This is a genomic window from Nostoc sp. CHAB 5715, assembly GCF_020829685.1.
In the GTDB taxonomy this organism is placed as follows: domain Bacteria; phylum Cyanobacteriota; class Cyanobacteriia; order Cyanobacteriales; family Nostocaceae; genus Nostoc.
Window position 1 is genome coordinate 1 of record NZ_JAIVFR010000058.1, and the last position, 13,812, is coordinate 13,812.

At 47.2% G+C, this 13,812-nt stretch carries 3 protein-coding genes; all 3 read right to left on the reverse strand.

The annotated features are described in order from the left end of the window. On the reverse strand, window positions 1–4,172 hold a 4,172-nt coding region (locus LC574_RS05275; protein ID WP_229451830.1), incomplete at its 3' end, for a type I polyketide synthase. Between the two features lie 160 nt (window positions 4,173–4,332). Next, on the reverse strand, window positions 4,333–9,315 hold the full coding sequence (locus LC574_RS05280) for a type I polyketide synthase (RefSeq protein WP_229451831.1): 4,983 nt from the start codon (window positions 9,313–9,315) through the stop codon (window positions 4,333–4,335). A 353-nt stretch (window positions 9,316–9,668) separates the two neighbouring features. After that, window positions 9,669–13,812 (reverse strand): SDR family NAD(P)-dependent oxidoreductase (locus tag LC574_RS05285; protein WP_229451832.1); only part of this gene is annotated, 4,144 nt, incomplete at its 5' end.

Here is a 13,812-nt window from a genome sequence, read left to right on the forward strand (position 1 = left end):
TGCGCTCGGTCTATACCGATGGCAATGCCATTTTGAACTTCTTGATGCACACGGTTTAACAGAATTTGCCAATCTTCATCTGGTTGTGGTGGCGTAAAACTCAGAGCTAAATTCTGCGCGAAACTACTGACTACATCAGTTGCATCTGCGCCAGGATAAACTCTACCGCCTGTAGGAACTTGAACGATTACAGATTGTGAAGACTGCTGCAACTTGACAACGGCTCGCAGAAAAGCTCCCAGCAACAAAGAATTTACAGGTAATCGCCAGTCACGGGTACATTCAATTAGTTTAGCAGTGCGATCGCGTCCTAAAATGTACCGTTGAGTGTGGAATTGGGGGCGTGGGTGGTCAACAATATCGCCTTTGGGGTTCCAGAAGTAAGAATCTTTACCTTGGCTACTAGTGTAGGCTGCCAGCGCTCGGTCTGATTCGGGATCGTGCCAAGCGTTCATGGTTTGCACTAATTGGCGGTAATCTTCTAAGGTTGTAGCTGGAGGTAAATCAGGCTGCTCGTTGCAAATATATGCGCGATAAATTTCTAGAAATTCACGCAATATGAGATGATTTCCCAGAGCATCAGAAATTAGGTGTTCGTTGCCTAAAAACAACTGATATACCGAATCTTCTAAGCGCAATACAGAAAATTGATGCAATGGCCATTGAGTTAGCGGCCATTCATAATTTAACCAGCGATCGACTTCTGCCTGTACAGCCTGCTCTTTAGCATCACTGTCAAGATGTCTAATATCTGTAACTGGAATTTCTGGAGGAGTTGGATCTTCGATAACTTCCATTAAGTATTCATTAAAGCGAGTTGCATCTTCTGGGACATGGAAGCGCGATCGCAACATGGGATGCCGAGATAGTAAGTCTTTCCAACTCTGCCAAGCAATATCTAAGTCGAAAGGCCCTTGTAAACGCAAACTAGAAAACAGGCTGTTGGAATTTACCACCCAGTGACCTAACAAGTGAAAATACTGTCCATGAAGCATTTCTACATTATTTATTTCGCCCTGTCTAGTAACTTTTTCTGGGTTAATAACTACAGCCTCTTCACCACTGACGATGTTTTGCTCATCCGAGGTTTGCCACTCTTCAAATATCTGAATTACTTGTCTTAATGTCTGCAACTGCATCAAATCCCGCAAAGAGAACTTGCTACTAAATGCTGTCTGTTGGTCTGCTGGAACCAATTTTATCAGACCGCTCATCAGTTGCATCATCATGATTGAATCCAATCCCAGGTCTGCCTCTAGAGAAATATCCAAATTTAATTGCTCTAACTTGAGTCCAGTTGTCTTAGCAGCTAGAGCCAAGATACGCTCCTCTAAGGTTGTATCAGAGATGCTGATGGCAGGAATTTCTGGCTTTTGAACTGGAACTGACTCTTGCTTAGTGACTGCTGTATCAATCCAAAAACGTTGGCGCTGGAAGGGATAAGTAGGCAGAGGTACGCGACTACGCTGATAATCGTGGTCAAAGCCAGACCAGTCTACCTTCACACCTTGAACATACAGCGACGCTAAACTCTGGAGCAACTGCTGCCAATCGTCTTGTCCACGACGTAAAGAAGGCAACCAAACTCCCACGCCATCGGGTAAACATTGTTGCCCCATGCCTATAAGTACTGGATGTGGGCCAATTTCTACAAATAGGTCATAACCTTGTGCAAGAAGTGTCTGTATACCTGCGGCAAATCGTACTGGCTGCCGCAGATGACGACGCCAATAACTGGCTTGACCAATTTCTGCTTCCTGCACCAGTTGTCCAGTCACATTGGAAATTAAATCTATTTGGGGTTCATGGTAGATTAACTCACTAGCGCGTTGCTCAAACTCTGCCAGAATTGGTTCCATCATTTGAGAATGGAAGGCATGAGAAACCCGTAAGCTTCGGGACTCAATTCCTTGTGCTTCCAGTTTTTGCAACAGTGTCTGTACGAATGGCGATGCGCCTGAAATAACCACATTTTGCGGGCCATTAACCGCCGCGATGCCTACGGCGGGCTTTGCCAACGCCACTTGCTGAGTATTAGGCATCGCCGCAATTACCTGTTCCTCCGACGCAAACACCGCCACCATTTCACCCCCTGATGGTAATGCTTGCATCAAACGGGAGCGATCGGCAATCAACTTTAACCCATCTTCTAAGCTGAACACCCCAGCTACACAAGCCGCTACGTATTCGCCGACACTATGACCGATCACGGCATTCGGCTCAATTCCCCAAGAGCGCCATAACTCATATAGGGCATATTCTAAAGCAAATAAAGCTGGTTGAGTATAAAGTGTTTGGTCAAGGGGGGAATTCTCACCTGCTGCGGGATAAATTACAGACAACAAGGGTTTTGGCAGATAAGGGCGCAAGATCGCATCACAGCGCTCTAGGGCTTGGCGGAAAGTCGGCTGGGTATCATAAAGTTCGCGTCCCATGCCTACGTATTGCGAACCTTGTCCGGTAAACAAAAAGGCCACCTTGGGTTGACGAGATTTGTCAACTTGCCCTTTGAGGAATTCACCAGTATTTTGCCCAACGTTGAAGGCTGCTAGTTGTTCACACACCTGATTTGAGTTTTCAGCCACCACTGCCAAGCGATGAGTAAATACAGAGCGACCTGTATTAGCAGTAAAGCAGACATCAGCTAGGTTTATGTCAAGATTAGCTCTAAAGGCTGTGTAAAAGTTACTAACTAATTCCTGTAATGCGCTTTCAGTTTTCGCTGAGAGACTGAGCAGATGTAGGGGGCGTTCTACTTCACTGGGCTGCTGCTGGTGGGTAGGGGCTTCTTCGATGACCAGGTGAGCATTGGTACCAGTTACACCAAACCCACTCAACCCAGCAATCCGGGGTTTATCTCCAGAAATCCAAGGCGATCGCCCGGTTGGCACCAGCACTGGTAGCTTTGCCCACGGGATGAAAGGATTGGGATTTTTTAGGTGCAGATGAGGGGGTATCTCTTGATGTTGCAGTGCCAGCACCACCTTGATCAGTCCCGCCACCCCTGCTGCTGATTCCAAGTGACCAATGTTGGTTTTTGCCGAGCCAATAATTAAAGGCTCCTGTGGCGATCGCTCTTGGCACAACACAGCCCCCAAAGACTCGACTTCGATCGGATCTCCTAAAGATGTTCCTGTACCGTGGGCTTCTACATAGCTGATTTGTCCAGGCTCTACCCCAGCGTTAGCCAAGGCTTTACGGATCAGTGCTTGCTGGGCGACTCCATTGGGAACTGTCAAACCACTACTGGGGCCATCTTGGTTGACCGCCGATCCCCGAATCAGGGCTAAGATATTGTCACCGTCAGCGATCGCATCACTAAGGCGCTTGAGGACAACAACCCCACACCCTTCTCCCCTGGCAAAGCCGTCCGCAGCAGCATCAAAAGTCTTGCAACGACCATCGGGGGCTAACATCCTGGCTCGACAAGTAGCAATGGTAGCAATTGGTGAGAGGATGAGATTCACCCCACCAGCTAAGGCTAGATCGCACTCTTGGCTACGTAGACTTTGGCAAGCTAAATGGATGGCTACCAGTGAAGATGAGCAAGCCGTATCTACCACCATACTTGGCCCCTGTAGACCTAAAGTATAGGATAAGCGACCAGCTACAGCGTTAAGACAATTACCCGTAGCACTGTAGGCATCGATTTTGCTGCGATCGCTAGAGCCAATTTGGAGTTGCAAATAATCATTGGTAGTAATCCCGACAAATACGCCGGTTTGGCTATTCCTCAAGCGATCGGGTGCAATGCCTGCCTGCTCAACCGCCTCCCAGCTGACCTCCAACAACAGCCGTTGCTGGGGGTCCATGTTCTCAACTTCCCGTGGGGTAATGCCAAAGAATTGGGCGTCGAACTGGTCTACTTGGTCTAGAAAACCGGCATTTCTAACATACATTTTTCCTGGTGCATCAGGGTCTGGATCGTAAAATTCATCAATGTTCCATCGGTCTTTGGGAACTTCAGTGATGGCATCCACTCCATCATGGAGCAAAGACCAGAAAGTTTGCAGATTGTTAGCACCCGGAAGTCGGCAACCCATACCAATAATGGCAATTGGCTCTGTTTTGGCACGCTCCATTGCGTCAAGCTTAGAGCGCATTTCTCTAACTGCCAGCAGTGCATTTTTTAAGCGATCGCGATGATCAATAGTTTCGGGAATATTACTCATTTTAATAATTTCTGAGGGTGTTTAAAGAGTTATCAAAAAATCGAGGATCTTTGATGCAGTAGACTGAAAATCTTTTGAAGAAGGGGTGTAGGGTTAAGAAAAAATCAGAATTGATCAAAGAGTCAACTTGCGTTATGGGAACCTCCACCCCCCTAGACCTTTAATTAACCAAGGCGGCTAATTCTGCGTCTAGTAATGAAGCCAATTCGTCTTCAGAAAATTGTTCTAGCTCTACTGAAGCTTCAGACAATTCTTTGGTATCTTTTTGTAACTCGTGTTGTGTCGATGGCTCCAGGGAAAGAATGTGGGTAGCCAGGTGATTAGCTAAAACCTCAATATTTGGATAGTTAAAAACTAGTGTTGAACTTAAGGATTGTCCCAAACTGACTTCAAGGCGATTCTTCAAGTCCACAGCCATCAAGGAATCCATGCCTAGTTCGAGAAAGCCCTGTTGTACTTCTACCAGATGGGATGGCTCTAGTCCTAAAACCTGAGCAACTTGGCTTTGCAGATGAGCAATTAAGAAACTTTGACGTTTATTGGCTGGTAGAGCCTTCAATTGCTCTAAAAACTGTGGGCGCAATGCTGGCTGCACTTCACTCTGTTCTTGTAGCTGTGTTGCAATTTGTTTGAGTAGTGGTCGCTCTCCCTTGACTTCATAAACTGGTTTGAAGATATTCCAGTCAACCTTAGCTGCTGCTGTTTGGACAATGTTTGTACCCAAAAGCTCTGCTAAGACTGCAATTCCTTCTTCTGGTTGCCAAGGTTCTAACCCCATCCGCTTCAATAAGGTTTGGGTTTCTTCCGAAGCCATCCCACCGCCTGCCCAAGGCCCCCAATTTATGCTTAAAGCTGGTACTCCCAAGGCTTGGCGATAATGGGCAAGGGTGTCGAGAAAGTGGTTGCCAGCAGCGTAATGTGCTTGTCCTCTAGAACCCCATACTGAAGCAATTGAGGAGAAACAAACGAAGAAATCTAAATTCATCCCCAAACTAAGTTGATGTAAAAGCCACCCACCCGCTACCTTCGGCCGCAAGGTGGATTCAAGAGTCTTAAGGTCGATGTCTTGTAAGGCTTGATACTCAGCTATCCCAGCAGCATGAACAATTCCTTTTAAAGGAATTTGAGCATTGTGTAACTGTTCAAAAACCGCAGAGATTTGAGCTTGGTTGCTGACATCAGCCTGAGCGATGACGACATTAGCACCCATATTTTCTAAGGCTTGAATCGCCTGCACCTGTTCCCAGATTTCGGTATCCTTTGGCAAAGTTGCCCATAGGGTGCGATCGCAAAGACCCCGGCGGCCTATTAGCACCAAGTTTCGCGCTCCTTGTTCTACCAGCCACTGGGCAACTTTCAGCCCTAAACTGCCTAAACCGCCAGTAATTAGGTAAGTACCATCAGCTTGCAATTGTACAGGTTTAGATGGCAGTTTATTGCTACGCACCAAACGAGCAACATAGCGTTTTTCCCCGCGTAAGGTGAGTTGATCCTCGCCATCAGGCTGCCAAATTTCTGCTAATAGAGAAAGAGCTTGCCGATCGCTAGAGATACTAGGATCTAAATCTATTAACCCTCCCCAAACTTCAGAATGCTCCAGCGCGATCGCCCGGCCCATTCCCCACAAAGGTGCTTGAGCTACTGCTACAGAAGCAGGTTTTGTTTCTACTGCTTGAGTTCCACAAGTTACTAACCATAACCGGGTTAATACTGAGTTGCTCTGTTTTACCAGTTCCTGAACAAGATGCAGCACACTGCCACAGCCGAGTAGTTGCGCCTTCTCTAAAGAAGATGGTGTAATTTGCTCATCCATTGCTGCATCTAAACTCCACAGATGCAGTATTCCCCGACACGACAGACCATTATTTCCGAGAGTTTCCTGCAATAGTCGTTGACAGTCTTGAGGATTTGCTGGGTTGATTTTCCGATGTCCAGCTTCTAAGATTTCATAGGCTTCGCCAGGATAAATCATCACATATTTTTCACCGCGCGATCGCAACAGTTCTGCTAGCGCCTGTCCCACGCCAGCCCGATCTGCAAATATCAGCCATTTACCCGGCTCCTTAACGGCAATAGGCGGTATCAAACGCTCTTGAAGTTGCCACTGTACCTCGTATAATGAATCACTCAGATAATCCAGAATCAAGTGCTGCTGATCTTGTAAGAGCAACTGTTTAAGTAGCTCATATCTGTCTGGAGAAAGCTGGACAATACGTTGAGAAAGTTGAGCAAGCTGCATACTCTCCAGGATGGATTGCACTTGTGCTGCTGGTAGTTGTTCAACTATTTCTAATTTCCGAGCTAGTTGTTGGCTATCTCCAGATTGTAAAAGATTGTGAATTGGGTCTTCAACATTTTTGTTTGATACAATCTGTACTTCTGGCTGCTTAAGTGCTTGGCTCTCCACCCAATAACGTTTTCTTTGGAAGGGATAGGTAGGCAGAGGGAGGCGATCGCGCTGATAATCGTGGTCAAAGCCAGACCAGTCCACTTTCACGCCTTGGACATACAGCGATGCTAAACTCTGGAGCAATTGCTGCCAATCGTTTTGCCCACGGCGCAAGGTTGATAACCAAACCCCAGTTTCTTCTGGTAAACATTGCCGCCCCATACCTATAAGTACGGGACTTGGGCCAATTTCCACAAACAGTTCATACCCAAGGGCAAGGAGAGTCTGTATACCTGCGGCAAATCGCACCGTCTGCCGCAGATGACGACGCCAATAACTGGCTTGACCTATTTCTGCCCCCTCCACCAGTTGTCCAGTCGCATTAGAAATCAAGTCTATCTGGGGAGTGGCATAAGTGACTGCTGCTGCTCGCTGCTCAAAATCTGCTAGCATCGGCTCCATCAGGGGGGAATGAAAGGCATGGGATACTGTTAAGGGACGAGTCACTATTCCTTCGGCTTCTAATTCCTTTAACACCGCCTGTAAAGCTACCCCTTCACCGGAAATGACTATATTTTGTGGGCCATTAACCGCCGCGATTGCCACTTGCTGAGTATAGGGAGTGATGGCAGCGATCGCCCGCGCTTCCGATGCAAATACCACCGCCATCTCACCCCCTGCTGGTAATGCTTGCATCAAACGGGAGCGATCGGCAATCAACTTCAACCCATCTTCTAAGCTGAACACCCCAGCTACACAAGCTGCTACGTATTCGCCGACACTATGACCCATCACGGCATTTGGCTCAATTCCCCAAGACCGCCATAACTCATATAGGGCATATTCCAAGGCAAATAAAGCTGGCTGAGTGTAAAGTGTTTGGTCGAGGGGGGAATTCTCACCTGCTGCGGGATAAATTACAGACAACAGGGGTTTTGGCAGATAAGGGCGCAAGATCGCATCACAGCGCTCTAGGGCTTGGCGGAAAGTCGGCTGGGTATCATAAAGTTCGTATCCCATGCCTACATATTGGGAACCTTGTCCGGTGAACAAAAAGGCGATCTTGGGCCGACGACTGTCTTGAGGTTGCCCACTCAATACTCCCCATAGATGATTACCACTGCTGAAGGCTGCTAGCTGTTCGGATATCTGATCTGAATTTTCAGCTATTACTGCTAGGCGATTAGCAAATACAGAGCGACCTGTATTGGCACTAAAGCAGACATCAGCTAAGTTCAGATTGGGATAGGCTTTGAATGCGGTGTAAAATTTACTGGCTAACTTTTGTAATCCGCCTTCAGTTTTTGCCGAGAGACTGAGCAGATGTAAGGGACGTTCTACTTCCTTTGGCTTTTGCTGACGGGTTGGCGCTTCTTCAACCACCAAATGAGCATTAGTGCCACTAAAACCGAAGGAACTCAGACCCGCGATGCGCGATCCGTTGGGCGAAGACCAGGGAGTAAGTTCTGTGGAAATTTTGATTGGCAGTTCTGCCCAAGGTATATAAGGATTAGGGTTATGTAAGTGTAGATGAGGTGGTATTTCTTGATGTTGCAGAGCCAGCACTAACTTGATTAAACCTGCCACTCCAGCTGCTGCTTCCAAGTGTCCTATATTGGTTTTAGCTGAACCAACTATTAAAGGCTGGTCTGGAGAGCGTCCTTGACCTAGTACTGCTGCTAAGGCTCGCAATTCGATGGGGTCTCCTAGTGATGTGCCTGTGCCGTGGGCTTCTACGTAACTCACCTGATTGGGCGCTACCCCAGCGTTAGCCAAAGCTGTGCGGATAACTGCTTGCTGAGATGGGCCATTGGGAACCGTCAGCCCGCCGCTACGACCATCTTGATTGACTGCCGACCCCCGAATTAGGGCTAAAATATTGTCATCATCAGCGATCGCATCACTTAGGCGTTTGAGAACTACAATCCCGCACCCTTCTCCCCGTGCATAGCCATCAGCCGCAGCATCAAAGGTTTTACAGCGACCATCGGCAGCTAGCATCCTCGCTCGGCATTCATTAATAGTTACCACTGGTGTCAGAATCAAATTCACTCCCCCAGCCAGAGCTAAATTACACTCTCTTGTACGTAAACTCTGGCAAGCTATATGAACGGTCACTAAGGACGACGAGCAGGCTGTATCTATTGCCATGCTTGGCCCTTGTAGACCTAGAGTGTAAGACAATCTACCAGAAGTCACGCTAAAAGCGCTACCTGTGGCAGTATGGGCATCGGCGAGACTGGGGTCGTTGGCTGCTACCTGAAAATAATCCAGATTCATAATCCCGACAAAAACCCCAGTTGGACTACCAACTAGCTTGTCCTGTGCCAGCCCAGCATTTTCTAGGGCTTCCCAACTCACTTCTAAAAGTAGTCGTTGCTGCGGGTCCATATTCACAGCTTCCCGAGGCGCAATCCCAAAAAACTGCGGGTCAAACTGATCTACCTGATCTAAAAACCCGGCGTTGCGGACATACATTTTCCCTGTAGCATCAGGATTTGGGTCATAATAAGCGTCAATATCCCAACGGTCTAGGGGTACTTCTACAATGGCATCTATCCCATTACGCAACATCTGCCAGTATGATTCTGGATCGTTGCTGCCTCCTGGAAATCGGCAACCTAAACCAATGATGGCTATTGGTTCTGTCTTAGCACGTTCGTTGGCTTCTAGTTTGGCTTGCATTTCTTGCAAGGCCAAAAGAGCGCGTTTTGTTGGGGATAGAGGTTGGGAGTTTTCTAAATTGTTACTCATATCAATACGTTCTATATATATAGGAGGTGAAAAATTGGCGAACTATAGGAGGTGAAAAATTGGCGAACTATAGGAATCCGATTTGATTTTTGAATTTATTTGCGTAGGTAGGGAGTAGGGAGTAGGGAGTAGGGAATAGGGAATAGGGAATAAGTAAATTAAACTTGGTTATTGCTCGTACAAAGCCGCGATTCAAGGAAAAGCCTCACCCAGCAATTTTGGGTTGGTTAAGTAAGTAGTCCACCAAAGCAACTTTGCTAGGTATCCAAAAATTTGACAAAACGAAAAAACTTTTCCCCACTCCCTACTCCCTACTCCCCACCCTCACCCAGCAATTTTGGGTTGGTCGAGTACTAGTACCTAATGCTTTCTAATTCCCTGAGCAGTAATTCTTCTGCATCTTCTTCTGAAAGCTGTTTGAGTTCTGCCGAGGTGATAGTCTGTTGATAATGATTGTTCTCGATCGCAGTGGGCAATTCTGTAGACTGTTCCACAAAAAACATCTCATTAGCCAGATACTTAGCAAGAGTATCGAGAGTTGGATAGTCAAAGATTAATGTTGAAGACAGAGAGCGCCCTAGAGAAGTTTGCAGACGCTTTTGCAACTCGACGGAGGTTAGAGAGTCCATACCGATGTCGAAGAAACCTTGATGCGGTTCTAAGGAATGAGACGAACCTCGACCCAAAACTTTAGCAACTTGGTCTTGGACGTGAGCAAGTAACATTTCTTGGCGATCGCGCACAGAAACTTTTTCTAATCTCTGGATAAACTCTAGCTGTTGTAGCGATGGTGGTTCAGCTTTGGGTTGTGAGCCTAACTCGGTAAGCAACGCTGGGACGGTATCAGCAGAAAATTGCTGCATAAACTGCGACCACTCCACAGCTACTACCCCAACCTGGGCAGATGAGTGTTGAAGTAATTGTCCTAGTACTTGTAATCCTTGCTGTGGTGCAATGGTATCCATCCCCATTGCTGCCAGGCGCTGTTGCTCTTGACTACCCAAGTTAGCGGCCATTCCCACCTCTGCCCAGGTACTCCAGTTGATAGCCAACCCTGGTAATCCTTGAGCGTAGCGATAATGGGCAAGTGCATCTAAAAAAGCATTGGCGGCGGCATAGTTTCCTTGTCCTGGTGAGCCAAGCAAGGAGGCAACTGATGAAAACATCACAAAGAAGTCTAAAGGCAAGTTCTGCGTTAAGACGTGCAGATTCCAAGCTCCTTGGATTTTTGGAGCCATCACCTTAGTAAAGCGTTCCCAGTCTTGTTGGCGCAGCATTCCATCGTCGAGAACACCCGCAGCATGGATGATGCCTCGCAATGGCGGCATTGATTCGGAAATTTTCTCCAAGATATTGCTAACATCTCTGTGTTGAGAAACATCTCCCTTAGCCACCAAAACTTTAGCACCAGAATGTTCTAGCTGGTTCACAGCTTTGCGGGTAGCATCAGTAGCACCACTGCGTCCTACTAATACTAAGTGCCGCGCTCCTTGCTCCACCATCCACTCAGCGAGTTTCAGTCCCAAACCACCCAGACCACCAGTAATTAGGTAAGTGCCATCGTTGTGCAAGGATAAAGGCGCTGCTGACTTACTGCTACTTTGAAGCAAGCGGGCGACATAACGCTGTCCACTGCGGAAAGCTAAATGATCTTCTCTATCCGGCTGGGAAATTTCGGTAAACAGTGTGCCAGCTTCATCACCAGAGATGCCCGCCGCTAAATCTACCATTCCTCCCCAAATTTCCGGGTGTTCTAGAGCGATCGCTCGACCTAATCCCCACAAGGTTGAGTGTACCACTGCTAAGGGAGTAGCTGACGATTCTACGGGTTGAGTATTTTGTGTCACCAACCACAGCCGGGGAGACACTGATTTTTCAACCTGGGTCAGCCCCTGTACCAAATTCAGTACACTTTGACAACCCAATGTCTGAGCGTTTTTAAGAGAGTCTCCGGTGATCTCTTTTAAAGAAGGAGTATCCAATCCCCATAGGTGGACTACTCGACGCAACGGGGCTTTATATGTCTGTAATACCTCACGGAACAACTGCTGAAAATCTTCTGCACAGGCAGGATTGATTGTGTAATGTCCTGTCTTCGATAACTTATATCCTTCACCGGGGAAGACGATAACACAAGTTTCGCCCTGACTTTCCAGAAGTCCTGCTAGGGCTGCTGCTATGCCTTCTTGGTCAGCAAAGAGTAACCAGCTACCTGGATGATTTGGCGCAGATTTAGCCAAATTGGATTGACGCCCTCTAGGTTGCCATTCTACTTCATAAAGCCAATTATTTAGGTTCTTTTGAGCAAATTGCAGCATTACTTCACGTTTGGCACGCTTGACGTGCAAACCCTCAATTTCTGCTATTACCTGTCCAGCATCGTCAAAAAGCCGCAGATCGCCGATGCGGGTTTCTTGATTTGAGCTATCTTGGGGACGTATTTGACCATGAATCCACAATTGACTTTCGGGGCGACGGTATACCCGCAGATTATCCAACCCGACTGGGAGATAAGTATCTTCTTCGGCAACATCAGCTAAGGTAGCAAATAAAAGCTGGAAACCAGAGTCCACTAGTACAGGGTGCAACTCATAAGCTGCGGCTTGTGAAACTAATCCTAATGGCAGCCGAATCCGCCCCAGAGCTTCTCCATCGCGTCGCCAGAGTTGCTCAATTCCTTGAAAACTTTCTCCATACTCCAATCCCCGATTTCGTAGATTTTGATAGTATGTTTTGGCCGATAATTCTTCCTGAAAACGTGCCTGTAAGTCTTTGAGAGAAACAATTTCTCCTGAGTTTGTCTGCCCTGCCTGAATTTTTCCAGTTGCGTGCTGTATCCAAGAGCTTGCATCATCTGCTTGGCTCAATATTTGGAAAGAAGCTTGCCCAACACCTTCAGGTGTCAGAATTAACTGGACAACCCGACTAGCATCTTCAGGGATAATTAGTGGTTCCTGAATCAATACCTGCTGGAGAGAAGATCCTGAGCCAAAAGCTACCTTCGCCGCAGCTAGAGCTATTTCCAAGTAAGCCGCTCCTGGCAAAACCACTATGCCATAAACTTGATGACCAACTAGAAAGGGCTGTAAATTGATGCTCAATTCGGACTCGAATAAAGTCTCCTTGATGGCTGAACGTAACTTTTGACCTAGTAGCGGATGCAGATTTGTCTTGCCAGTTGATAGCTTTTGTTGGGGTTTTGGTTCAAACCAATACCGTTCGCGCTGCCAAGGGTAGCATGGTAAACTAACAACCTGACATTTAGATGGATATAGTTGCTCCCAGTCAACGGTAAATCTTAAATTGTAAAGGTTGCCTAAAGAACTAAGTAGCGTTGCCCGTTCCGGCTGACCGCGCCGCAGAGAGGGTAATACCGTTCCTTCTTGACCAAGATGACTGAAGCACTGTGAAATATACCCCGAAAGCACTGGGTGGGGGCTAATTTCTAGGAAAATTGTTTGACCTGCATTTACCAGTTCCTCAATTGCTGGTGCAAAGCGGACGGGTTGCTGTAGGTTACGTCCCCAGTAGGCGGCATCGAAATCTGCACCATTTCTAGATTGACCTGTGACGGTTGAGAAGATGGGAATCTTTGCTGCTTGTGGCTGGAGTTGATTTAGTGTTTCTACCAATTCCTTAGCAAAGGGTAACATTTGGGGGCTGTGGAAGGCATAATTCACAGGTAGCAACTTGCAGAAAACCTTTGGTTGTTCGCGTTGGAGTAACTCTAGAAATGATTCTATAGCAGCAGATTCTCCCGAAACTACTGTGGAAGTGGGACTATTAATAGCAGCGATCGCTAGTCTCCCCTCATACCCACGCAACCAATACTCTGTATCTTTCGGCGACAATTCCACTGCTGCCATTTTGCCATTGCCAGTAGCTTGTTGCATCAAGCGACCGCGATCGCAGATTAGCTGCACGGCATCTGCTAAACTCAGAACGCCAGCAATGTGGGCTGCTGCGACCTCACCCAGACTGTGACCCACTACTGCTTTTGGCTCGATACCCCAAGCACGCCACAGACGAGCAAGTGCCACTTGCAGAGCAAAAATTGCTGGCTGGGCAATCTCTGTCTCTTGCAAACCAGATTGAGAGGCATCTGCTGTCAATTCTGCTAACAAAGACCAATTAGTATGAGATTTGATTAGGGCATCACATTCTTCTATAACGGTGCGAAAGACTGGTTCTTGTTCTAGTAACTCCCGTCCCATCGCCCACCATTGCGGCCCTTGACCGGAGAAAACGAAAACTAGTTTCGGACGGCGATGCTTGCGATTAGAAGATTGATTAGTCTCTAATTTGCTTTGTAAAAAATCTTGTAACTTTTCTTGGAGTTGTCTGGGAGAATCAGCCAACAAAGCCAGACGGTGTTCATAGTGAGTGCGTCGCACACTTGCTGTATAACAAATGTCTGTCAGTGAGACAGCATCGGGTTCTTGAGTTTCCAGAAAATTCTGATAAGCTTGTGCTAGTGATTTGACACCTTCTTGGCTC

Coding starts and splice junctions, on each gene's coding strand:
- LC574_RS05280 (WP_229451831.1), bottom strand. CDS start 9,315: ATGAGTAACAATTTAGAAAACTCCCAACCTCTATCCCCAACAAAACGC.